At 35.3% G+C, this 23,518-nt stretch carries 22 protein-coding genes; 18 read left to right on the forward strand and 4 right to left on the reverse strand.

Annotated features, from left to right (window positions below; genetic code table 11):
- Position 1 precedes the first annotated feature (1 nt).
- The 5 genes from ACFSR1_RS04975 to murA all read left to right on the forward strand — a co-directional run bounded on the left by ACFSR1_RS04975 (position 2) and on the right by murA (position 4,195).
- Positions 2-1,072: an XdhC family protein gene (locus ACFSR1_RS04975; protein WP_378290224.1), complete on the forward strand. Its 1,071-nt coding sequence runs from the start codon at positions 2-4 to the stop codon at positions 1,070-1,072.
- 19 nt (positions 1,073-1,091) lie between these two features.
- Complete coding sequence (locus tag ACFSR1_RS04980) at positions 1,092-1,688, forward strand: nucleotidyltransferase family protein (protein WP_378290226.1); 597 nt, start codon at positions 1,092-1,094, stop codon at positions 1,686-1,688.
- Positions 1,689-1,725: 37 nt separating this feature from the next.
- Positions 1,726-2,019 (forward strand): DUF493 family protein, encoded by a 294-nt coding sequence (locus ACFSR1_RS04985; RefSeq protein ID WP_378290228.1) that lies wholly within the window; start codon positions 1,726-1,728, stop codon positions 2,017-2,019.
- Between the two features lie 169 nt (positions 2,020-2,188).
- The gene (locus ACFSR1_RS04990) at positions 2,189-2,845 is read left to right on the forward strand and encodes a DUF4290 domain-containing protein (RefSeq protein ID WP_378290230.1); all 657 of its coding nucleotides are present in this window, start codon (positions 2,189-2,191) and stop codon (positions 2,843-2,845) included.
- Positions 2,846-2,878: 33 nt separating this feature from the next.
- On the forward strand, positions 2,879-4,195 hold the full coding sequence (gene murA, locus ACFSR1_RS04995) for a UDP-N-acetylglucosamine 1-carboxyvinyltransferase (protein ID WP_378290232.1): 1,317 nt from the start codon (positions 2,879-2,881) through the stop codon (positions 4,193-4,195).
- Between the two features lie 306 nt (positions 4,196-4,501).
- Here the strand turns inward: murA and ACFSR1_RS05000 are convergent, their stop codons facing one another.
- Complete coding sequence (locus ACFSR1_RS05000) at positions 4,502-5,812, reverse strand: DEAD/DEAH box helicase (protein ID WP_378290234.1); 1,311 nt, start codon at positions 5,810-5,812, stop codon at positions 4,502-4,504.
- A gap of 924 nt (positions 5,813-6,736) precedes the next feature.
- Between ACFSR1_RS05000 and ACFSR1_RS05005 the strand changes: the two genes are divergently transcribed.
- From ACFSR1_RS05005 to ACFSR1_RS05065, 13 genes are all read left to right on the forward strand, one after another.
- On the forward strand, positions 6,737-7,309 hold the full coding sequence (locus ACFSR1_RS05005; protein WP_378290236.1) for a Crp/Fnr family transcriptional regulator: 573 nt from the start codon (positions 6,737-6,739) through the stop codon (positions 7,307-7,309).
- A 542-nt stretch (positions 7,310-7,851) separates the two neighbouring features.
- Positions 7,852-9,666, forward strand: coding sequence for an acyl-CoA dehydrogenase (locus ACFSR1_RS05010; protein ID WP_378290238.1), 1,815 nt, complete (start codon positions 7,852-7,854; stop codon positions 9,664-9,666).
- 72 nt (positions 9,667-9,738) lie between these two features.
- Positions 9,739-10,515: an SDR family NAD(P)-dependent oxidoreductase gene (locus ACFSR1_RS05015; protein WP_378290240.1), complete on the forward strand. Its 777-nt coding sequence runs from the start codon at positions 9,739-9,741 to the stop codon at positions 10,513-10,515.
- Positions 10,516-10,742: 227 nt separating this feature from the next.
- Positions 10,743-11,957, forward strand: coding sequence for an acyl-CoA dehydrogenase family protein (locus ACFSR1_RS05020; RefSeq protein ID WP_378290242.1), 1,215 nt, complete (start codon positions 10,743-10,745; stop codon positions 11,955-11,957).
- A 204-nt stretch (positions 11,958-12,161) separates the two neighbouring features.
- Positions 12,162-13,214: a phosphotransferase family protein gene (locus ACFSR1_RS05025; RefSeq protein ID WP_378290244.1), complete on the forward strand. Its 1,053-nt coding sequence runs from the start codon at positions 12,162-12,164 to the stop codon at positions 13,212-13,214.
- A gap of 12 nt (positions 13,215-13,226) precedes the next feature.
- Positions 13,227-13,862 (forward strand): transglutaminase-like domain-containing protein, encoded by a 636-nt coding sequence (locus tag ACFSR1_RS05030; RefSeq protein WP_378290246.1) that lies wholly within the window; start codon positions 13,227-13,229, stop codon positions 13,860-13,862.
- Between the two features lie 12 nt (positions 13,863-13,874).
- A complete protein-coding gene (locus ACFSR1_RS05035; RefSeq protein ID WP_378290248.1) occupies positions 13,875-14,261 on the forward strand; it encodes a hypothetical protein in 387 nt (128 codons plus the stop codon).
- Positions 14,262-14,289: 28 nt separating this feature from the next.
- Positions 14,290-15,045, forward strand: coding sequence for an SDR family NAD(P)-dependent oxidoreductase (locus ACFSR1_RS05040; protein WP_378290250.1), 756 nt, complete (start codon positions 14,290-14,292; stop codon positions 15,043-15,045).
- A gap of 38 nt (positions 15,046-15,083) precedes the next feature.
- Positions 15,084-15,848 (forward strand): enoyl-CoA hydratase/isomerase family protein, encoded by a 765-nt coding sequence (locus tag ACFSR1_RS05045; RefSeq protein ID WP_378290252.1) that lies wholly within the window; start codon positions 15,084-15,086, stop codon positions 15,846-15,848.
- A gap of 41 nt (positions 15,849-15,889) precedes the next feature.
- On the forward strand, positions 15,890-16,894 hold the full coding sequence (locus tag ACFSR1_RS05050; protein ID WP_378290254.1) for an NADP-dependent oxidoreductase: 1,005 nt from the start codon (positions 15,890-15,892) through the stop codon (positions 16,892-16,894).
- A gap of 147 nt (positions 16,895-17,041) precedes the next feature.
- Positions 17,042-18,019 carry an NADPH:quinone oxidoreductase family protein gene (locus ACFSR1_RS05055; RefSeq protein WP_378290256.1) on the forward strand — a complete coding sequence of 326 codons (978 nt, stop codon included), beginning with the start codon at positions 17,042-17,044 and terminating at the stop codon, positions 18,017-18,019.
- A gap of 146 nt (positions 18,020-18,165) precedes the next feature.
- The gene (fabG, locus tag ACFSR1_RS05060) at positions 18,166-18,903 is read left to right on the forward strand and encodes a 3-oxoacyl-ACP reductase FabG (RefSeq protein ID WP_378290258.1); all 738 of its coding nucleotides are present in this window, start codon (positions 18,166-18,168) and stop codon (positions 18,901-18,903) included.
- A 132-nt stretch (positions 18,904-19,035) separates the two neighbouring features.
- Entirely contained in the window at positions 19,036-19,503 is a 468-nt protein-coding gene (locus ACFSR1_RS05065; protein WP_378290260.1) for a MaoC family dehydratase, read from the forward strand.
- Between the two features lie 111 nt (positions 19,504-19,614).
- Here the strand turns inward: ACFSR1_RS05065 and ACFSR1_RS05070 are convergent, their stop codons facing one another.
- The 3 genes from ACFSR1_RS05070 to ACFSR1_RS05080 form a co-directional block, all read right to left on the reverse strand.
- Positions 19,615-19,857, reverse strand: a complete 243-nt coding sequence (locus ACFSR1_RS05070) for a hypothetical protein (RefSeq protein WP_378290262.1) — start codon at positions 19,855-19,857, stop codon at positions 19,615-19,617.
- Between the two features lie 106 nt (positions 19,858-19,963).
- Entirely contained in the window at positions 19,964-22,525 is a 2,562-nt protein-coding gene (locus tag ACFSR1_RS05075; protein WP_378290264.1) for a hypothetical protein, read from the reverse strand.
- A gap of 79 nt (positions 22,526-22,604) precedes the next feature.
- The gene (locus ACFSR1_RS05080; RefSeq protein ID WP_378290266.1) at positions 22,605-23,372 is read right to left on the reverse strand and encodes a DUF805 domain-containing protein; all 768 of its coding nucleotides are present in this window, start codon (positions 23,370-23,372) and stop codon (positions 22,605-22,607) included.
- Positions 23,373-23,518 lie beyond the last annotated feature (146 nt).

Raw genomic sequence — 23,518 nt, forward strand, 5'->3', positions numbered from 1 at the left:
TATGACACATGAGTTTAAAGAAATAATAGCATCGTATCAAGAAGCGAATCAGAAGGGAATACGAGCCGTCATTGCAACAGTAGTTGATATTGACGGCTCGTCATACCGGAGACCCGGCGTGGGAATGTTGATTTTAGAAAATGGTCAAATGACTGGGGCTGTTAGTGGTGGTTGTGTAGAAAAAGAAGTGCTAAGACAAGCACAATCTGTTTTTGCTACCAACAAAGCTAAGATCATGACGTATAATGGAAGATATCGACTTGGCTGTGAAGGAATATTATATATCTTGATTGAGCGTTTCTCTGTAAGTAATAATACTATTAATACAATACAACAATATTTAGCTTCAAGAACACCTTTTGAAATTAAATCTTATTACACAAAAGATGAAGAATCGAATAGATCTATGGGATCTAAAGTTTCGTTTGGAGATACTCATGAATTCAAGTTCTCTGATCATTTTGATATTGATATAGTTAAACAAGATATTAGTTTGGCATGTTTTGACCGTGAGATGCAACCTTGTTTTAGATTAGTAATTATCGGATCAGAACACGATGCTAAACAATTAAGTGTTATTGCTAATGCAACTGGTTGGGAAGTAGAAGTGGTGAATACACCAAAAAGTCCAAAAACGTTGTCTGATTTTTCTGGAGCTAATAAGGTGTTAAATCAATCTCCAGAAAATTTGGTGATTGATAAGGTGGATAAGCAAACTGCGATTATCTTAATGACTCATAATTTTGCTAAAGATCTATTGTATTTACAAGCTATAAAAGATACCCAACCGATCTATATTGGTTTATTGGGACCTTCCAGAAGAAGAGAAAAGTTGCTTTCTGCCTTTATAGAATATTTTCCTGATGTTACTGATGAATTTATGGAGTGTATTCATGGCCCTGCAGGACTTAATCTAGGTGCAGAGACTCCTCAGGAGATTGCTATTTCCATCATTGCAGAAATTCTTTCAGTGATTCGTGAACAGCAACCAATTCCATTACAAGATAAAGTAGGTGGGATTCATGGCAATGGGCAAAAGGAAACTATCGATAGCATTGTAAACAATCGCTAAGAAAATTGCACATATCATATTGGCCGCAGGATCTTCTAGTCGAATGGGAAGTCCAAAACAGTTGTTGCCCTGGGAAAATACTTCATTAATTGCGAATGAGGTTGAAAAGTCAATACAACTGAAACAAGTGATGACTTATGTTATTTTGGGAGCTAATTTTGAAGTGATTAAAAAAGAGATAGCACATTTTCCTGTTGAAATCCTTCATAACAGGAACTGGAAATTAGGAATGGGATCCTCTATTAGTTTTGGAATACAACAAACTCTTAAGAGTAAAGAAAACTTTGAAGCAGTACTGATTACATTGGTAGATCAACCATTGATTGATGAGGCTCACCTTACAAGTTTGATTTCAAAATTTAATCAAAATCAAGATGCAATTATTGCTACAGCAATGAAAGAAAGAATTGGAGTTCCTGCAATATTTCCAGGTCAATATTTTGAAGAGCTATCGGGTCTTAATGAAGATTACGGAGCACGTCATGTGATCAAGAATTATAAAGATCAAATAATCACCGTAGACGGAAAAGACAAAACAGATGATATTGATACAATCGAACAATATAAAGCATTGTGCAAACGGGTAAAAGAGAGAGCAAAGCATTCTGATTTGTAAATGAGAAGATGTATCTTTGTCAAAAATTTTGTGATACATGAGTGATGCTTCTAAATCTGAAGAATTTTATAAAAAACTAAAGGCCCAATTGGCAGACACTGCATTGTGGCCAACAGCGTATCTATATAAATTTATTGTTCCTACCGATTCTGATAAGGTGAGTCAAATAGAAGGTATATTTGATAATCTTGGCGCTGTGATTACTACCAAGCAATCTAAAAACGGTAAATATACCAGCGTATCTGTTAATGTACGAATGAAAAATCCGGATCACGTTATTATCAAGTATAAAGAAGTAGCAGTGCAGGTGGAAGGAGTTATTTCTCTATAACCAAATATTTTTATGCACTTCAATAAGCATACTGATTTTATTTTAGTATTTTGCAAACCAATTAATGAGCAACTGAAAAGTCTACACAGAAGCAAGTCTATTTTATAACTTACCATTCCTTTTTAGAAAAGCTCATACTACTATACATTTTATGGACGTTAACAATCACATGGAGATTAATAATTTAGAATATAATACAGAGCGTGAAAAGCTCATCATACCTGAGTATGGTCGTCATTTACAAAAGATGATTGATCAAGCGGTTGAAATTGAAGACAAAGAAGAGAGAAATAAAGTAGCAAAAGCAATTATTGCTGTGATGGGAAATTTGCAACCTCATCTAAGAGATGTGCCTGATTTTCAACATAAATTGTGGGATCAATTGTTTATCATTAGTGACTTTAAACTGGATGTAGAAGCACCTTATCCTATACTTACCAAAGAAAAACTAGAAGAAAGACCCGAACCATTAGAATATCCTCAGAATTTCCCGAAATATCGTTACTATGGTAATAATATAAAGAGAATGATTGATGTAGCAAACAGCTGGGAAGAAGGTGATTTAAAAACAGCTTTGATATATACTATCGCTAATCATATGAAAAAATGTTACCTGAACTGGAACAAGGATACAGTAGATGATCAGGCTATATTTAACCATCTTTTTGAATTAAGTAATGGTAAAATCGATCTAAGAAATAGCACTGAAGATTTAAGTACCTCTACAGATTTAATGAGAGGTAAGAAAAAAAGCTATCGTTCAGGTGGTTCAGGAAAAAAGAATTACAGAGGAGGCGGCAGTAACCGCGGTAAAAAACGTTATTAACCCATACCAAACCTAAATAACCATTCAACTTTTATGAGTACTTTTCAGATAGAAGGAGGGCATCAGCTCAAAGGTGAAATCACGCCTCAGGGAGCTAAAAATGAAGCCTTACAAATTCTTTGTGCTGTTTTATTAACCCCGGAAAAAGTGACGATTTCTAATATTCCTGATATAAGGGATGTCAATAAACTTATTGAAATTCTTAGGAATCTTGGTGTCAAAATTCAGAAACTGGGTAAAGGTAAGTATACCTTCAAAAGTGATGAGCTGAATTTAGATTATCTGGAAAGTGAGCAGTTTAAACAAGAGGGTAGTGGTCTTAGAGGATCTATTATGATCGTTGGACCTTTACTTGGAAGATTTGGTAAAGGATATATTCCACGTCCTGGAGGAGATAAAATAGGACGTCGTAGATTAGATACACACTTCGAGGGGTTTATTAATCTGGGAGCAGAGTTTAGATATAATAAGGAAGAACGGTTTTACGGAGTAGAAGCGTCAGAAGGATTGACCGGGACTCATATGTTATTAGATGAAGCTTCTGTTACTGGTACTGCTAATATTGTGATGGCAGCAGCGTTAGCAAAAGGAAAAACCACCATCTATAATGCCGCTTGTGAACCATACTTGCAACAGTTATGTAAGATGATTAACTCTATGGGTGGTAAAATAGAAGGAGTAGGTTCTAATCTATTGAGTATCGAAGGAGTCGAGTCTTTAGGAGGATGTGAACACCGTGTGTTACCAGATATGATCGAAATTGGTTCATGGATCGGATTGGCCGCTATGACCAAAAGTGAAATTACCATCAAGAATGTAAGCTGGGAGAATCTAGGAATTATACCAAATACATTTAGAAAACTAGGAATTACTTTAGAACGTGTAGGTGATGATATTTATATTCCTGCACATAAAGATGGATATCAGATCGAAAGTTATATAGATGGATCGTTCATGACCATTTCTGATGCACCTTGGCCAGGTTTTACACCTGACTTATTGAGTATCATATTAGTAGTGGCAACACAAGCTAAAGGCGAAGTGATGGTACATCAGAAGATGTTCGAGAGTCGTTTGTTCTTTGTAGATAAGCTAATAGACATGGGAGCGAAGATTATTCTTTGTGATCCGCATAGAGCAACCATTATTGGTCATGATTTTAAGTCTACACTAAAAGCTACCACAATGGTGTCTCCGGATATTAGAGCTGGAATCTCATTATTGATTGCAGCATTAAGTGCAAAAGGTACCTCTACTATTCATAATATAGAACAGATTGATCGTGGATATGAAAATATTGATGAACGTCTAAGAGCAATCGGAGCAAAAATAATCCGAGTTGACGCTTAATTATGATATAAATTATAATTAAAAAAAGAGGAACTGTTTAGTAATAGTTCCTCTTTTTTGTTTTCTAAATCTTTAATTTAAAAAAGCCGTCAAATTGAGTGATTTTCGTAATGAAATAAAGAAAATTAGCTTGCCCACCTATGGAGGGTATCGAAATTAGGCTTTTATACGAAAATCATTTGTTTTCGATAGTTCTGCTGAGCCTGTCGAAGTACAATCCGCTTGGGCGGACACTCAAACTGACGTAATTTTCTTCTTTAAAATAGGATGTATCTGATTTGAAAAGTACTAGTAAAAATTGTTAATTTATATCATCGAAACCCGTACTTTCTTTTTCTTAAGTCTTGTATTGGTAACTTGTTCTATTACCTTCTTCGCTTTAGAAGCTTTTACCGCTACAAAGGCACAATCAGGTTTGATTTCGATAGTTCCTAGTTCATCCTTGCTCAATTTTCCTTGTTTAAAGAATAATCCGGCAATATCACCTTTGGAAATTTTATCGCGTCTTCCTCCAGAAATAAATAAAGTCTTCCAGTCGGATGGCTTCGGAATAGGAGCATCTTCTAATACTTCTTCCTCTATGTCTGTTATGAATTCCGGAAGTACCTCGTTTTTCCATTGTAGAATATAAGCAGTTCCATCCGTATTCATCCTCGCTGTTCTTCCGTTCCTATGGGTAAACTCTTGACTTTTAAGCGGTAGGTGGTAGTGAATAATATATTTGATCTCAGGAACATCAATTCCTCTGGCTGCCAGATCCGTTGCGATGATAATTTGATGAGTTCCATTACGAAATTTGATCAACGCACGTTCTCTGTCTTTTTGTTCCATACCACCATAAAAACAGCCATGACTGATCTTGTGCTCCTTTAAAAAGTCACTCACTCGCTGAATCGATTCTTTATAATTACAAAAGATAATTCCTGGTTGATTACCGATATGACTTAGTGCTTTTACCAGTGTTGGTAACTTGTCTTTGGTATCAGAAATAATGGTTTTAATCTTTAGTTGAGAAGAACCTTCATCCAGATAATCGATTCGTACTGGGTTTTGTAATCCTACGAATTCGGGAATGGCTACTTCTTGTGTTGCTGAGGTTAGTACTCTTTTCTGTATATTGGGTAAAGCTTCTATAATCTCCGTCATTTCTGCTTCAAAACCTACTTCTAGTGATTTGTCAAACTCATCTAGAACGATGGTATTGATATGATCTACAGAAAAGCTGTCTCTTCGTAAACGATCTGCAACTCTACCGGGTGTTCCAATAAGGATTGCAGGGCGATGTCTTAAGTCAAGTTTATCCTGAGATCCGGATCGTCCACCATAGACCGCATTGACTTTATAGCCTGTACCCATATCTCTTGCGACTTGTTCTATCTGTATGGCTAATTCTCTGGACGGTACTAAGATCAAAGTCTGTATCTCTGCACAATCTGAATCTAATGTCTCAATGATGGGCAGCAAAAAAGCAACAGTTTTACCTGTTCCTGTAGGAGAGAGCAACACTACGTTATCACTAGATGAAATCGCTAGTTTTGCCTCTTCCTGCATAGGATTTAGGGTTGAGATTCCTAGTTTTTGTAATATATGCTGTTGATTTTTTATAGTACTTGACATCCGGCAAAGGTACAGTTAAAAGAGAAATATGCGAATGTTTTTTGTATTAGTCTGTCATTCCGGTCCTTCGACTTGGCTCAGGATAAACTAAAGGCTGGAATCTATGCTCAGTAAGAGTTTTATAAAAATTATTATAATCCCTTCCTATCTGCAATTTCTTTTTTTATCAGCTTTATGATCTTTTACACTCGATAAAAGTACAGTACAAATAAAAGAATTATAGTAATACGGATCAAAGTTATTTAGAGGGTGTTTTAAATATTGGTTATAATTTAATGGTTATCAATAATATAACTGTATTTTAATGGGATTTTTCCCTCAATTTTGTTGATAACCATCAATATTCACAGCTTTTTGTTCATAATGCCGATGTTTTTAACAGTTTGATCTAGGTTATTAACAATTTTTGTAGGAAAATAACACTTATAAACAATTTTATGAACAATTTTTGTGTTTTTTATCGATTAAAATAAGTTTTATATATAATTATTAACATTAACTCGCTGATAATGTTGATTATATGTTAATAACTTCGTATATTTACTTCAGTTAAACCTTAAATCACACAGTTATGAATCATCTTTATTCTTCTATTGATCTTATTTTAAAGAATGTTTTAGATTTCTTAAGAGACCTTCCCGGCGCATCTAGTTATGCGATCCGTAAATAATAATAAATTGTTTAGTGTAGTTTATAAATAGTAGAAGAGGTTGTTTCCCATAAACAACCTCTTTTTGTTTTCCGTACACTGAGCTTGTTGAAGTGTAAAGGAAAATAATAGTATTACCTGATTTTAATAGATCCTATCTTGATCATATAAAAGGACCAGATTTATACAATGATTACTAATATTCCTGGGATAACTGCTAGCACACTTGCTCAATACCCAAATATTTTGTTCTTTCGCTATCACAGCCATACATCTTGAAAGATTTAGAACAAAAAATACGCTCTTTTACACCCGTTAGTGACTCTGAAATGGAGTTCGGACTACAGTTTTATAAAAAGGAAACTTTTAAAAAAGGGGAGTTTCTTGTAAAACCTGGTCAGTACATACAAGATTTTTATTTTATGAAGCAAGGATGCGTTACCTTTTATACCATAGAAGAAGGAATTACAAGAGTTATGGAGTTTTACACAGATGGTTCTTTCTTTACGGATCTTTATCCTTATATAGAGGAAATTCCATCAGAATCATATCTGGAAGTTACAGAAGATTCCACAGTATATGTCATTTCTAAATCAGATGCCTTAAAAGTTTTTGATCATTCGCATGCTTTAGAACGTTTTGGACGATTGTCTATGCAAAAAGCTTTTATCAATAACTTCCAACGTATCAATCGGATGAAAAATTTATCCAACCAAGAACGGTATCTACAACTATTAGAAAAGCGACCATCACTTTTTCAACGTGTTCCGCAATACCTAATCGCATCTTATCTAGGATTAACACCTGTAGGACTCTCTAAAATCCGCAAAAGACTGAGTAAAAAGTAACTTATTGATTTAATTGCTACTTCTAGTTTATCACCTCGAGACATCCAATAAAAATTTTATATATCGAATATATTGACGTTCCAAAGCAGCGCTTTGTAAACCTTTTTTCACCAGTATAAGATTTGTTTTGCGTTAAAAAATCTTGAAGCCTTGGAAAGGTTTTAGTAAAGCAAATCTGGTTTTATCTGCTTAGGCAGATAAAAATACCTTGAAAAAAGCGTCTTTTCTTTTGTTTTCCAGCGCCTCATCTGGCGCACTCTTTACAGAGCACCCTTTGGACGAGCAAAGAAAATGAAAAAGGCTAAATCAAAGATAATTAAATTATTGAAAAACAATTCGTTATAAAACACATCAATGGTAGCTTTGTCGAGAGGTTACGTATGCTTAAGATTTTTTAAAACCTATATTTGAGATGTTTTTTTATGTCTAAAACCAAAGAATATCTTAAAATTCATATTTATTAAACCAGTTTAATTAGAATCTACTAAATATTCACGAAATTTATTGAGTTGTTAATAATCAACTTCTTAAAACTTCACACAATGGCTAAAGAATATATAGATTTAGATACCCTGAAATACCTTTTATATGATGTTCATCAATTAGAAGAAGTGTTACAGCAAGATCGTTTTGCTGATCACGACGCAGCATCCCTAGACTTATTTTTAAATTCGGTTAAAGAATTCTCAGATCGGGAATTGTTTCCATATTTTAAAGAAATGGACGAAAAACCCGCCTACCATAAAGATGGAGGTGTGGTGGTTCATAAACAAGTAGAGGTGATGATGAAAAAAGGAGGAGAGATGGGACTCATTTCTGGTACCTTTGATTATGAAGCAGGTGGATTACAGTTACCTATGATGATGTATACAGCCTCTGCCTTTATTCAGGATGCGGCTAATAACCATTTACCGGGTTACGTAGGACTAACCCTTGGTGCAGCAGAGTTAATTATCCATTTTGCTAATAAAGAATTAAATGACACCTATGTTCCTAATATGCTTTCTGGAAATTGGGGTGGAACGATGTGCTTAACAGAACCACAGGCTGGTAGTTCGTTATCAGATGTGATAACAAAAGCAACACCTCAGGAAGATGGTTCTTATAAAATGTTAGGACAGAAAATTTTTATCTCTGGTGGTGATCATCAATATGCTGATAATTTTGTACACTTGGTTTTAGCTCGTATCGAAGGAGCACCCGCAGGAACCAAAGGAATATCTTTATTTATTGTTCCTAAAAAACGTCCTGATGGAAATGGTGGTTTGGTAGCGAATGATGTAACCACAGTTGCTGATTTCCAAAAAATGGGTCAGCGAGGATATTGTACTACGCATTTAGGTTTTGGAGATGCAGATGATTGTAAAGGTTGGTTAGTAGGAGAAGCACATCAAGGGCTGAAATATATGTTTTTGATGATGAATGGTGCTCGTATTGCTGTGGGACGTGGTGCTGCCGCGATTGCTACCGCTGCGTATCAAGCTTCATTACAATATGCAAAGGAACGTCCGCAAGGTAGAAAACTGGCTAGTACAGGTAAAAAAGATCCTGAGCAAGGACAAACACTGATCATTAATCATCCAGATGTGCGCAGAATGTTATTGTTACAGAAAGTAATTGCAGAAGGTTCCTTAAGTCTGGTACTATTAGCTTCAAAATATTATGATCTGAAAGAAACATTAAAAGATGAAGTTGAAAAAGAAAAGTATAGCTTGTTATTGGAACTGATCATACCTATGGTAAAAACCTATCCATCGGATATGGGTGCCCATGCGGTTTCTAATGGGTTACAAGTATTGGGAGGTTATGGATTCTGTTCGGATTTTATACTACAACAATATCATAGAGATATTCGTATTTTCCCTATCTATGAAGGAACAACAGGTATACAATCTCAGGATTTATTAGGAAGAAAACTCCTAATGGAAAACGGAAAAGCGTTAGAGTTACTAAATAACGAAATAATGCAAACGATCCGACAAGCATCAGAATATGATGATCTAAGAGGATACGCTAATACATTAGGAGAAAAACTATTATTGACTCAAAAAGTAATAGGTTTCTTAGTTGGTTTTGCTAAAAAAGGAGATTATGAACGTTTTCTGTCGGATGCAACACCGTTTATGGAATTCTTTAGTAATATTACGATAGCCTGGATATGGTTAGATATGGCGGTAAATGCTAAAAATGCCATTATAACCGGAAAAAACACTTACTCTGAAGAATTTTACGAAAGCAAGATTCACGCAATGAAATTCTATTTTAAATATGAATTACCTAAAACCAGTGGTCTGGCAGAGATTCTGATGGATGAAGAAGTATTAACAATCGCTAGCGAGAAAGAGGTTTTTAGTTAATTCATTTGCTCATTTTATCATTATAACATTAACCCATTTTATTATTAAAACATTAATTCATTAAACTACCTAATGAACAGTATTAAACAATCATTTAATTTAGAAGGAAAAGTAGCAATTATAACAGGTTCAAGTAAAGGAATCGGAAAATCCATAGCACAGGGATTGGCAGAACACGGTGCCAAAGTAGTTATCAGTAGCCGAAATCAGGAAGCTGTAGATGAAGTGGCAGCCGAGTTTAAAGCAGCTGGATTAGAGGCTGTGGGTATCGCTTGTCATATCGGTAAAGCTGATCAACGAAAGCAGCTTGTTCAAAAGACAATCGAGCATTATGGCGGAGTTGATATTTTAGTAAATAATGCAGCAATTAATCCTATTTATGGTCCTATAGAAGATGCAGAAGAAGAAGTATTTGATAAGATCATGGATGTGAATGTCAAAGCACCGTGGATGTTATCTAATCTAATCTTACCATCTATGCAGGAACGTGGTGGTGGCAGCATTATTAATATTGCCTCTGTAGAAGCTTTACATCCTGGAGCAGGATTGGGATTATATAGTACTAGCAAAGCGGCTTTATTGATGCTGACCAAAAACCAGGCGAAAGAATGGGGACAATACGGAATCCGTGCCAATGTATTATGTCCGGGATTGATCAAAACGAAGTTTAGTGCGGCACTTTGGCAAAACGAAAAGTTACTGAATAAAATAGAAAAGACATTACCAACAGCACGTATGGGAATGCCGGATGAAATGGCTGGCATGGTTTGTCTATTAGCTTCAGAAGCAGGAGCTTATATGACCGGAAGCGTGTACAATGCGGATGGAGGTTATATGATTGCAGGTTGATACACGTTTTTGGGCGTTCGAGCTCGCTATACATTGCAATTCCTCTTCGCCTGAGGCGGATGTGGGATTTCCATTACAAATGCTTTGTATTCACGATTTCTTAAAACAATAGAAATCAATGAGTAATCCCTAACGCAAAAGAAGAATTAGATAAAAATACTTGCCTTTCACTTCAGGTTTTTTTACTGTATTCCTGTTGAAGGTCAGTGGCATTAAGATATTATAATATGAATTTTGAGTATTCAGAAAAAATTAAAAAACTCCAACAAAAGCTTACTGCTTTTTTTGAAGAACATATACTACCTGTAGAAGAAGAGGTAAATACCTTTCTCTACAATCCTGATAACCGATGGAAACCATGGCCAGGAATGGAAGATCTAAAGGCAAAAGCAAAAGCAGCCGGATTATGGAACTTGTTTTTACCCAAAAGTTATGGAGCCCTAAGTCCAGGATTAACAAATCTGGAGTATGCACCTTTAGCAGAAATTATGGGACGCATATTATGGTCTTCAGAAATATTTAACTGTAGTGCTCCTGATACTGGGAATATGGAGGTTTTGGCTAAGTATGGTTCTCCAGAGCATCAGAAACAATGGTTAGAACCATTAATGAATGGAGAAATTCGTTCTGCTTTTTTAATGACAGAACCACAGGTGGCTTCTTCTGATGCCACTAATATTGAGACCTCTATTATAAGAGAGGGTGATGAATATGTGATCAATGGAACAAAATGGTGGTCATCCGGTGGAATGAATCCCGATTGTAAGATTGCTATTGTGATGGGAAAAACAGATCCAGACGCTCCAAGACATCAACAGCAAAGTATGGTATTGGTGCCTATGGATACACCAGGATTAAAAATTATCAGACCTTTATCCGTATTTGGGTTCTATGATTCTCCAGAAGGTCATGCGGAGATTGTTTTAGATAATGTACGAGTACCAAAAGAGAATTTGATTTTAGGGGAAGGAAGAGGTTTCGAGATTGCACAAGGTAGATTAGGACCAGGACGTATTCATCATTGTATGCGTTTAATAGGTATGGCACAGCGATCTTTAGAGTTAATGTCCAAACGTGCCGCAGAACGCATTGCTTTCGGAAAAACGTTTAAAGATTACAGTAGTATTCGTCAGGAGATAGCCCAATCGCAATGTGACATTGAACAAGCCAGATTGCTAACACTTTCTGCAGCTGATAAAATGGACAAATTAGGTAATAAGGCATCCAAAGATTTAATCGCAATGATAAAGATTGTAGCACCTAATATGGCATTAAAAGTAATCGATAGAGCTATGCAGATACACGGCGGAAAAGGAGTAGGTCCTGATACCCCATTGGCACACTTTTTTGTTGCTGCAAGGATGTTGCGTCTAGCCGATGGACCAGATGAAGTGCATATGTACCAGTTAGGAAAAAGTGTGATTAAAAAATACGCAGAATAATGAAAATATGACGTTTTATAAGAATACTTTAATAGTCCCTTCTTCCTCTGGGAGAAGTTTAGCCCGCCTGACCGGACGGGCAGGGATGAGGGTTTTTCACAGTAAACACCCTCACCTTAATCCTCTCCCTCGAGGGAGAGGAAACATAAGTGATATATAATAATGTTATATACAATGTTTTTGTACTAATCAACCACATTAACAATGCAAAACGTACGCAAAGGCGAAGAACTAAACGAAAAAACTTTAAAATCATTCCTTCATAAGCAAGGACTGATAGATAATGACCAAAGTAGCTGGCAGGTAGAACAATATACACATGGGTATTCTAATCTTACCTATTTGTTAAAAATAGAAAATAAAGAATATGTATTGCGTCGTCCACCTTTTGGTGCCATTAAACGAGGGCACGATATGGGACGAGAGTTCAAAGTTCAGTCAGGTGTATACAAGGCATTTCCGAAAGTTCCAAAAATGTATGCTTTTACAGATGATAAAAGTGTTTTGGGTTGCCCTTTCTATATCATGGAAAAGGTAGACGGTATTATTCTAAGCGCTCGAGAAGCTAAAAAAAGGAATGTTTCGGCCAATGATTTTAAAACCATTGCAGATTCCTGGTTGAATACGTTTGTAGAACTTCATAAGTTAGATTACAAAGCAGTGGGACTAGAAGATTTAGGGAGACCTGAAGGATATGTAGAACGGCAAGTGTTAAATTGGGGGAAACAATACCTTAATGCAGCAACAGATGATGTTCCGTCTGCAGAGAAGGTGATGAAATGGATGGAAGAACATCAACCTAAAGACTATAGATATAGTTTGGTTCATAACGATTTTAAATATGACAATGTAGTTTTTAAAGACGATAGCTGGAAAGAAGTAATAGCAGTGCTGGACTGGGAAATGGCGACATTGGGAGATCCTTTAATGGATTTGGGCACGTCTTTAGGATATTGGACGATGAGCAGTGATCATGAGTTCGTTCAGCAAGGAATTCCATCACCAACCATAATGGAGGGAAATCCAAGCCGAAGCGAGATTGTAGAACTATATGCTCAGAAAAGTGGAAAAGATGTAGATCATCTTGTATTCTATTATGCGTTCGGACTTTTTAAAATAGCTGTAATTGCTCAACAGATTTATTATCGATATGATAAAGGGCTAACTACAGATCCTCGTTTTGCGCAATTAAACAAAGCAGCAGAATTGCTTTGTAACTTGGCTTGGCAAGCTATTCAGACCAAGAAAATAGATTAAATTTAGGATATCATGGATTATTTAGAGGCAACATACTATTTTGATTATGAATCAGATGAGATCCAGAATATTATTAAAGAATTTAATACGGATACATTAACTCCTAAGGAGAAAGCTACACGGTTATACCTTAAAGTAAGAGATAACTGGTGGTATGATCCATACCATATAAGCCTGACTAAAGATGCATACAAGGCTAGCTGGACTGCAAGAAAAAGTAGCGGTCATTGTCTGGACAAATCTATACTCCTGATTGCTTGTTTACGAGGATTGGGAATTCCTGCAAGAATTCATCTTGCCAAGGTGAAAAATCACATTGGTGTGGAGCGGTTGATAGAAAAATTTGGCACTAACGAATTAACACCTCACGGAATGGTCAATGTTTTTCTTGACGGAAAATGGCTAAAAGCATCTCCAGCTTTTAATAAGGCGCTATGCGAAAAATGTAACGTGGCTCCTTTGGAGTTTGATGGAGAAAAAGATTCCATGTTTCAGGAGTTTGATAATGCCGGAGGAATTTTTATGGAATATATTGAAGATTATGGACATTTTGAGGATCTTCCATTTGATTTTATAATGAATAATATTAAAGAGCATTACGCCGAAATTTTTCAACAATATGAAGGACTCACAGAAATTCGATTATAAAATATAATCTCTATGACAAATACATTTACAGGAATCACACAAAAGCAGTTTCATGATTTTATGGAATTTGAAGTCGATGGACCTTTTCAGATGATCAATCTTTTGAAGTTTAAGGATAAAGTAGAAGAAACCGGAACCACTGGAGCAGAGGCTTATGCACAATATATGAATGCGATCCTACCTTTTTTCCAAGATACAAGTGCCAAAGTGATATATCAAGGCAAGCCTTTGTTTGGTTTAATCGGTCCGGAAAATACTATAGAATGGGATAAGATACTGATTGTAGAATATGAGAGTAAGCAAGAATTTATAGGAATGATCACCAAAGAAGGATATCCTGCTGATATGCGGAGTCGTGCCTTATCAGATTCCCGATTGATTTTGTGTACTTCAAAATAAATATAGAATAACCAACCTAAATAAGTATATGCAAGTAAAAGATAAAATAGTCATAGTGACTGGAGCAGGCTCAGGAATAGGAGCAGCCACAGCGAAACATTTTGCAAAACACCAGGCTACCGTTGTGGTTTCTGATATAAAAGAAGGAAAAGCCAAAAGCATTGCAGACGAAATTAATAATGGAGGAGGAAAAGCAGTAGTGGTTGCTGCTAATGTAGCTAAGTTTGAAGAAGTAGAACAACTGATCAATACTACCGTAGAGAAGTTTGGGCAGCTAGATGTGATCGTAAACAATGCTGGCATTGGTCCCAGAAACATGACAAAAACAGGAGAATACTCTTTAGAAGATTGGGATAGTGTCATTGCAGTAAATCAAACAGGAGTATTCTATTGTATGAAACTTGCATTACAACAAATGATGAAACAAGGTCACGGAAATATTGTAAACCTTGCTTCATTAGCAGGCTTAAAGGCATCATTGAATAATCTTTCCTATAGCGCCAGTAAATTTGCAGTTGTTGGAATGACTAAATCCGCAGCGCTGGAATATGCTACTAAAAACATCCGTATTAATGCCGTATGTCCTGGATATACAGAATCTGCTTTATTAAGCAAATTGTTATCAGTACGACCGGATATGGATCAGATGCTAAAAAGTGTGATTCCGATGAAACGATATGGACTCGCTGAAGAAATAGCTGAAGCTGTTGTATGGCTGGCTTCTGATAGTACCAAATTCATTACAGGACAAACAATTACTTTAGATGGTGGAACCTCTTTGTAAAACTATTAATTAATCATTTAATCAAGCTATAACCAAGAATGCAAACCATTAGAATTGAAAGAAAACACAATTACGCTATTGTTCAGTTACATAGAGGCAAAGTAAATGCTATTAACCATCAAATGACAAAAGAAATAAGACAAGCTTTTTCGGATTTAGAAATTGATGATGCTGTTAAAGGAGTCATTATCACAGGAACTCCACATTTCTTTTCGGCAGGGTTGGATGTAATCGAGCTATATAGCTATGATGAGTCAAAAATGAACGAATTTTTCAATGATTTTGGTGGAATGTATATTCAGCTAGCCAAGTTTACGAAACCGTTTATCTGTGCGATTACAGGATATGCTCCAGCAGGAGGTTGTGTCATTGCGATTACGGCTGATCACAGAATTATGGCTGAAGGGGAAAAGTATACGATTGGATTAAATGAAGTTGCTGTGAATATTCAGATTTCTAATAATCTAATTAGAGGATACTCGTATTGGTTAGGAGAAGGAAAAGCAAACGAATGTATTTTAGGAGGAAAATTATTGAACGTAAACGAAGCTTTGACCTCCGGATTAGTGAATGAAGTGTGTGATTTAGAAGAAGTATTGCCAAAAGCTGAAGCCAAAATGAAACAATATTTGCAGGCCGATGAGGATATCTTCAAGAATACTAAATATAAACTCCGAAAAGATTGGTTGGAGAATATGGAAGATGATCCCAAAGTGGATCTGGAACAAGCAATTTCACTTTGGTGGAAACCAGAAATTAGAGCCAAAATGAAAGCTTTTGTAGAGAGTCTTCAGAAAAAATAATAAAACTTAGAATTTATAGTAAAACATAATAATACACAAAAATGAATAAACAAATCATCTTAAAAAACCGCCCTGAAGGATTACCAGATAACAATACTTGGGAACTGCAAGATAATCCTATTCCTGAACCTGCAGAAGGAGAAGTACTGGTACAACATCATTATATATCATTAGATCCAGCTATGAGAGGTTGGATGCGAGAAGGTAAATCATACATAGAACCTGTAGAATTAGATGATGTTATGCGTGCCGGTTCTATTGGCAAGGTAATAAAATCAAATAACCACCCTAAATTTAAAGAAGGAGATTATGTAACAGGTTGGGGCGGCGTACAACAATATACTGTTACCAATGGTGATAATTGGTATGCTGTAGATCCAAGTTTAGCACCTTTGCCAATGTATATCGGTACTTTAGGAATGCCGGGAATGACAGCATATTTCGGAATTTTAGAAGTGGGTAAGATTAAAGAAGGCGATACGGTCTTAGTTTCTGGAGCTGCTGGAGCTGTTGGTAGTGTGGTTGGACAAATCGCAAAAATCAAAGGTTGTCGCGTTATCGGAATTGCAGGTGGAAAAGATAAATGTGATTATGTGGTAAATGAATTGGGCTTTGATGCTGCAATTGATTATAAATCCGAAGATATTTATGAGGCGATCAAACGAGAATGTCCAAAAGGAATTGACGTGTATTTTGATAATGTAGGAGGAGAGATTCTGGATGCTGCACTATCAAGATTACGCATGCACGCACGAATTGTAATTTGCGGAGCTATTTCGCAATATAACAATATGGAAGATATGAGAGGGCCTAAAAATTATCTGTCCTTATTAGTAAATAGAGCAACAATGCAAGGAATGGTAGTGATGGATTATGCAAAAGATTATGGTAAAGCAGCCAGAGAAATGGGTGGTTGGTTAGCACAAGGAAAGCTAAAAAGCAGAGAAGATATTTATGAAGGGATTGAAAATTTCCACGAAACGTTCTTGCGTTTGTTTTCCGGAGATAAAATGGGAAAACTAATATTAAAAGTTATTGAAGAGTAATAAAAACCGTCGATTCGAGTACTTCGACCAAAGGAGAAGTGTATCGAGAATAGGATTTTGAATAAAAATTATATAAATAACAATGAGTTAACTCAAACACTCAAACACTCAAACACTCAAAACACTCAAAACACTCACAAACCAACTATGAAAGCAATAGTCTGTAAAGAATATGGATTACCAACAAATCTGATACTGGAAGATCTTAAAAGCCCAGAACCAAAAGAAAATGAAGTTTTAATTACAGTAAAAGCTTGTGGAGTGAATTTTCCTGATACTCTGATCATTCAAGGGTTATATCAGTTTAAACCAGAACTACCATTTACTCCCGGAAGTGATGTGGCAGGAGTGGTAAAAGCAGTTGGATCACAAGTAAAACATCTTAAGATAGGTGATGAGGTTTTTGGATTTGTAATGCAAGGTGGATATGCAGAAGAAGTTGCTGTACCGGCCAATGTATGTTTCAAAAAACCTCCAAAAATGGACTTCCCGATTGCTGCATCTTTTATGATCGCTTATGGAACATCGTATCACGCATTAAAAGATAGAGGAAAGCTAAAAGAAGGAGAAACCCTTTTAGTATTAGGAGCATCAGGTGGTGTAGGTCTCGCTGCTGTAGAATTAGGAAAGTTGATGGGAGCTAAAGTAATTGCTGCTGCATCCTCTGATGAAAAACTCAAGCTATGTAAAGAATATGGAGCCGATGAAGTTATTAATTATACTGGAGAAGATTTACGATCCAGAATTAAAGAGCTAACTAATGGTAAAGGAGCTGATGTGGTATATGATCCTGTAGGAGGTGATTATTCAGAATTTGCTTTGCGAGGTACGGCTTGGGAAGGCAGATACCTGGTAATAGGTTTTGCTGCAGGAAGTATCCCAAAGATTCCCTTGAACCTAACACTGTTAAAAGGTTGCTCAATCGTAGGAGTGTTTTGGGGTAATTTTGCAATGAAGACTCCTAAGAAAAATATGGAAAATACCGTGCAATTAATGCAATGGCTAGGAGAAGGAAAGCTAAAACCACATATTCATAAGATATATCCACTGGAAGAAGCTCCTAATGCTTTAGAAGAGATGATGAACCGAAAGGTAAGAGGTAAAGTTGTAATTCGATGTTCTTGAAATATTGCGTCACATCTAGTGACTCGACGATAGGAGAGTTGTATTGAGGTGTATAGCATAGTGAACACCTTTTTTAATACCTGCTTGACAGGTAGACAGGCTCTTCCCTAAGGGAGAGAAAATTATAAAACAATAATAAAACATACATGAGACTAAAGAATAAAGTAGCGATTATTACAGGTGGTGCCAGAGGAATAGGAAAAGCAGTTTCACAATTGTTTGCGCAAGAAGGTGCTACGGTGATCATCTGGGATTTATTAACCGAAGGCGAAAGTGTTGCTGAAGGGATTGTGGCAAAAGGTCAAGTGTCGGAGTTCACGAATATTTCTGTGACTAATAAAACAGCTATCGAAGTTGAAGCCGAAAGAATCCATAAAAAATATGGTCAAATAGATATCTTGATCAATAATGCTGGTATTACTAAGGATCGTACACTTCATAAAATGAGTGAAGCCGAGTGGGATGCTGTAATTGATGTAAACCTAAAAGGTGTTTTTCTATGCACACAAGTAGTTTCGAAGTATATGAAAGAAGCTGAATATGGTCGTATCGTTTCGGCAGCATCAAATGTAGGATTACGTGGTAATTTTGGACAAACAAACTATGCTGCTACCAAAGCAGGAGTAATTGCTATGTCTAAAACCTGGACAATGGAACTGGGTAAATACGGTATTACGGCAAATGCTTTGGCACCGGGCTTTACACTTACTGAAATGACTGAACAAATTCCGGAAGAACATTTGGATGGAATAAAATCTCAAATTCCACTCAAAAAAGCAGCCACGCCCCTGGATATTGCCTATGGATATCTGTACCTGGCATCAGATGAAGCTTCTTATGTTTCAGGTATATGCCTTACGATTGATGGTGGAATCTCAAGGTAGTTTGGGAGTGTTTCACGAAAGTTTAAAAAAAATCGTCAATTCGAGTGTCCCGATTTATGATAATCGGGATAGCCTGCCCGCCTATGGAGGGTATCGAGAATAGATTTTTGAACAACATATAAGAATAAAACCATGAATAAATTAATTTGTAAAAATTTTACGGAATTTAAAACTCATGAAGGTAAATCATTACCGGTAGGTGAGTGGCTTACAGTTACACAAGAGATGATCAATGCTTTTGCAGAAGCTACACAGGATTTTCAATGGGTTCATGTAGATCTGGAACGTATCAAAAAAGAATCTCCTTTCAAAAAACCAATCGCACACGGATTCCTGTCGGTCTCTTTACTATCTAAAATGTTGATGGATCTGATTCAGATAGAAAGTTTAGCGATGGGAGTTAATTATGGACTGAATAAAGTTCGTTTTCCACATCCGGTTTTGGTGGATAGTAGATTAAGATTACATAGCAGTATCCAAATGATCGAGCCTTATGCTGAAAACGGACTAAAAATTACTTGGGATTGCTCAGTAGAAATAGATAGTATTGATAAACCCGCTTGTGTCGCTGAATTTGTGTCTTTGATGTTTGAAGGTTAAAACACTTTTTGTTTTACACAAACCATCTCCAGCTACGAATAAAAACAAAAAGAGTAGACAATATCGATAAGGATACTGCCATGAAAACATATAATTGTGTTTCTTTTTTCCTTAATGCAACGCTCCTACAGTTCCTAATATACCTAAAAGAGCGTAGTAATATTGGTGCTGATACGCTAGTAGTTCTTTTAATCCAAATAAAGCTCTGGTTTTTCCTGAAGAACTAATATAATCTAAATAAATATCCTGGTTTATTTTTGTTGTTATTCCGACGCAAATGACACTTAACAGTAAGGAAATGAAACTTAGATTTTTGTTTTTTAGAAAACCTTTATTAATTGACTTTATAGGCATTTTGTTGAATAATTTTTCTTTAGCAAGAAAGACTTATGAAATGAGCCAAAGTTGCATGGTTTACGTCTTTGATAATTAGGAGTTAAATCTTTTTAAACTTCAAATCTTATTCCTCTGAGTCTTCTACTATTTCTTCTCCTTGTGCGTTTAGTTGCTTATCTATGAAATATAAACCGTTCATTGCTTCCTCATACACTATTTCTACCGCACCATCTTCATTTTCTGTAGGATCACCATTTTTGTCATAATATTTCATAGTCTTTATAAGGCCTGACGAAGCTCGGGTATATTCGTATTCTGCTACACCACTGCTATCATTAACCAAATTAAGGTCGGTATCGTAGGTGCTTTCTCTAATTAATAAATCAGAATCATTATAAACATAAGTTACTTTGTGATATCCATTAGGTCCTATAGCTGGGAGACCTTTTTTATTAAAGTACTCATAAGAAATAAGATGACCAGTTTCATTTAGTGTCTTTTTTTCGTGAAAAACACCGTTTCTATCATTAGTAGGATTGTCAAATCTATTGTAATTCTTATGACCAACGTAACGCTGTTGATTATCATATAAATATTCGATGGCGCTTATTCCATTTTGATATGAAGCTCTTTGATTTCTAGAATTGTAATAAGTTTCACGTGTAATATCGCCATATTGATTATACCTGTAATGCGTGGTACTAACCCCTTTGATCAGCCTGTTTCGTGTATCGAATTCTTTAACGAGAGTATCCTTACCAAAACGATTATATTCATATATTGTTTTAAACACTCCGTTTAATAATGCCGGCTTCATATTCTTATCGTAGTTGGTACGTTCTACAAAGAGGTTGTCTTTATTGTATGTATAAACGTTATAAGTAACATTTTGATTTGCATTTGCAAGTATACTGTCCTTTTGGTAATAGGTAGTTTTGGTTTTGTTGTTATTGTCATCATATTCCCAACGTGTAATAGCTACATCTTTGTTATAGGCTTTTAGGTTTCCTAAGGAATCTAGCCTCTTTTCTTTGATAAGGTTACCCCTTTTATCGTAATCGTATTCATGTATTTCGATACCATCCGCAGAAGTCGCAAAGCATTCATTTTCGTCTAGAAATAACTCTCGGATTACTTCTTCGTCTTTATTCATGTATTGCTTTCTAATCGCATACCCATCATCATTTTTAAAAATTGTATTGTAAACACCTAGATTCAAAACATTGCAAACCGAATCATTGATGTATTCATATTTACTAGCGCCGTTTCTATTGTCATCAAAGGCCAATACATAATTATCATAGTATTTAGCGGTAAATTTAATCCTGTTTTTATAATCATAATCCCATACTTGCATAAAATAATCATCATCTCCTATAACCGGTAATTCTGATGCGTTATATCTTCTAACAGAGGTATAATGATCCTTTAAATCATAAGAATATTCATAAATACATATTCCTTTTTTATTTTCTATTTGATCGCCATTTTCATTAAGATTCACATATTTGACTAGATTACCTCTTTCATCATATGTGTAGTGGAGATTGTATTCTGTTAAATGAGTGGCAAAAATTCCATTTTTATTATATAGCCTGGTTCTTTTAATTTTGTGATAATCATCTATAACATAATCATATACCGAAATATATTCTTTGTCATTCATAGGTTGATTATCCAAGTCAAAATTAGCGATTTTGATAGTCCTACCTTCATTGTCAAATTCTCTTCTTTCGTGAAAAACAAGATCATTATTAGCAGTTGGTCTTTCATTTACATCATAATAACTAGAATATCGGCTTTTAGTTTTGGGGTTATATTTCCAAATAGTTTTATGAACGGATTTGTATTCGACAGGGTCTCCATTTGCATTAAAGTATGAGATGGTCATATCTTTATTGGTGTTCCATACGGTTTTAGAAATAGATCTGTTTAAGACAGTGTTTCTGGTTAAGTCTTTATTGTAATAATGCATCTCAGACGTCGAATCTGTAGTTTTAATTATTTTGGTAATAGCAGTTTTAAAAATCCCTCCATTAGTAAGTTCTCCATTTTTGAAATACTTAATAATTACTTCCTTGTCATTACGTTCGACTTTATAACTTTTTCCGTTGATGTAGTCGGCTTTGCCGATTGGGTATGAAGTTAGAATTTGATGATCTAATGTGTGGTAAATATGTCTGTAATATTCAGTGCTTTTTTTAGTGAAATTATAATAGCTATAAATATTTGGGTTTTTATAGTAGGCTGTTTGACGTAATAAATCATCAATCTTTAACTCCCAATACCGTTGTTTCTTAAAATTGGTATTATGTTCTGAAACTTCATCATACGCTGCTTGCATTTTTGCTCTTTCCAGATCGTATGTGTCGTACAAATCCTGAAGCGAAGATGTGGTGATATTTTTCTCTCCTTTCTGAACAATTTCCTTACGCAACAAACGTGCGTGATATTCTGTAATGTTAAAATGATATTGTTCGTGTTTTAATAATTGAGGATCAAGAAGAGAATCTTTTAATCTTTCTGACTGGTTAGGATCCATAAATGCATATACCAGAGGATTATCTTCGTTAATTGTATTTGGGCAATGTATTTCAGAAAAGATTGTGGCATCAAACTCATCATCAATTTCTTCTACTTGCTTAAAATCCGACCAGTTTACCGGGCGGTCAGACCAAGTAACCATATTGCTGAGCTCTATTTTATTCGAATAGCCAACTATAAAAATTAAAATAAATAATAATAGAGAAGTGTAGAGGTAGTGTTTAGTTTTCATATTCCGCTTCCTCCTTTCTTTTCTTAAAAATCGATTTATAGGTTATAAATGGATGGTAAGTAACGCCAAGTATCACTACTGCCAGGAAAATGGCATATGATATATCTTCTAATTGAAATGATGCATAATTAAAAGTTAGATTGTATATGTAAATGCTTATAGAAAGTATTACGGAGTAGGTTAATCTTTGTCTAAATAAATAAGGATTAAATTCTGGTAAAGGTTCTTTCTTATTTGTAAATAGTAATAATAAAAAGAAACACACTAAGATAGAAAGGAATATACATAAGAATCTAAAAAACTCCTTTTCTACATAATTATTTAAAAGTTGTATGAGTAATGTGTTTAACAAAGCAAAACATAGTATTTCGCTTAGTATGTCTATATTTGATTTTCCCGGAGGTAATGGTATTCTTAATTTAAATGGTTCTCGTTTAGCGATGGGAGCATCCATTTCTTTAGGATTGTAACCATATTTATTTGCACCGTGATTTCCTTCTCCAAAGAGCATGAAAAGCCCATAAAATGGGATTATTTGAAAAAAACCACTATTACCCAAGTCGTGACAACGTTTAGCTCCCTGTGCTAGCAGGAACCAATATGATGGTATAATCATTAATACTATTAGGGATTCAGCTTCTGGTATAATTTCGGTGATAACTCCTACCAAAAAAAAGGATGCGATGAATATGATGTAGCTAAGGCCATATTCCAGCCTTCGTATCCTTCCGTAGAAGGAAAAAGGATTTTTAAACATATTTTGGGGGTGTAGGCTAATTTTGAATGTGCGAATATAAATATTTTTTAAGAAACCTGAAATTTCCCATGTTTATTTGTCTACTTTAGAGTTATATGTCAAATACTAAATATCATATTGTGTATTAATTCAAGGATGTTATCATA

It is taken from the genome of Aquimarina rubra (genome assembly GCF_042684305.1).
GTDB lineage: Bacteria > Bacteroidota > Bacteroidia > Flavobacteriales > Flavobacteriaceae > Aquimarina > Aquimarina rubra.

Bases quoted from the DNA above. Each gene is read 5' to 3' on its own strand.
- ACFSR1_RS05000 (WP_378290234.1), bottom strand. From the start codon at position 5,812: ATGTCAAGTACTATAAAAAATCAACAGCATATATTACAAAAACTAGGA.
- ACFSR1_RS05065 (WP_378290260.1), top strand. From the start codon at position 19,036: ATGAATAAATTAATTTGTAAAAATTTTACGGAATTTAAAACTCATGAA.
- ACFSR1_RS05080 (WP_378290266.1), bottom strand. From the start codon at position 23,372: ATGTTTAAAAATCCTTTTTCCTTCTACGGAAGGATACGAAGGCTGGAA.
- ACFSR1_RS05015 (WP_378290240.1), top strand. From the start codon at position 9,739: ATGAACAGTATTAAACAATCATTTAATTTAGAAGGAAAAGTAGCAATT.
- ACFSR1_RS05045 (WP_378290252.1), top strand. From the start codon at position 15,084: ATGCAAACCATTAGAATTGAAAGAAAACACAATTACGCTATTGTTCAG.
- ACFSR1_RS05050 (WP_378290254.1), top strand. From the start codon at position 15,890: ATGAATAAACAAATCATCTTAAAAAACCGCCCTGAAGGATTACCAGAT.
- ACFSR1_RS05030 (WP_378290246.1), top strand. From the start codon at position 13,227: ATGGATTATTTAGAGGCAACATACTATTTTGATTATGAATCAGATGAG.
- ACFSR1_RS05020 (WP_378290242.1), top strand. From the start codon at position 10,743: ATGAATTTTGAGTATTCAGAAAAAATTAAAAAACTCCAACAAAAGCTT.
- murA (WP_378290232.1), top strand. From the start codon at position 2,879: ATGAGTACTTTTCAGATAGAAGGAGGGCATCAGCTCAAAGGTGAAATC.
- fabG (WP_378290258.1), top strand. From the start codon at position 18,166: ATGAGACTAAAGAATAAAGTAGCGATTATTACAGGTGGTGCCAGAGGA.
- ACFSR1_RS05025 (WP_378290244.1), top strand. From the start codon at position 12,162: ATGCAAAACGTACGCAAAGGCGAAGAACTAAACGAAAAAACTTTAAAA.
- ACFSR1_RS05035 (WP_378290248.1), top strand. From the start codon at position 13,875: ATGACAAATACATTTACAGGAATCACACAAAAGCAGTTTCATGATTTT.
- ACFSR1_RS05040 (WP_378290250.1), top strand. From the start codon at position 14,290: ATGCAAGTAAAAGATAAAATAGTCATAGTGACTGGAGCAGGCTCAGGA.
- ACFSR1_RS05075 (WP_378290264.1), bottom strand. From the start codon at position 22,525: ATGGTTACTTGGTCTGACCGCCCGGTAAACTGGTCGGATTTTAAGCAA.
- ACFSR1_RS04975 (WP_378290224.1), top strand. From the start codon at position 2: ATGACACATGAGTTTAAAGAAATAATAGCATCGTATCAAGAAGCGAAT.
- ACFSR1_RS04990 (WP_378290230.1), top strand. From the start codon at position 2,189: ATGGAGATTAATAATTTAGAATATAATACAGAGCGTGAAAAGCTCATC.
- ACFSR1_RS05010 (WP_378290238.1), top strand. From the start codon at position 7,852: ATGGCTAAAGAATATATAGATTTAGATACCCTGAAATACCTTTTATAT.
- ACFSR1_RS05070 (WP_378290262.1), bottom strand. From the start codon at position 19,857: ATGCCTATAAAGTCAATTAATAAAGGTTTTCTAAAAAACAAAAATCTA.
- ACFSR1_RS05055 (WP_378290256.1), top strand. From the start codon at position 17,042: ATGAAAGCAATAGTCTGTAAAGAATATGGATTACCAACAAATCTGATA.
- ACFSR1_RS04985 (WP_378290228.1), top strand. From the start codon at position 1,726: ATGAGTGATGCTTCTAAATCTGAAGAATTTTATAAAAAACTAAAGGCC.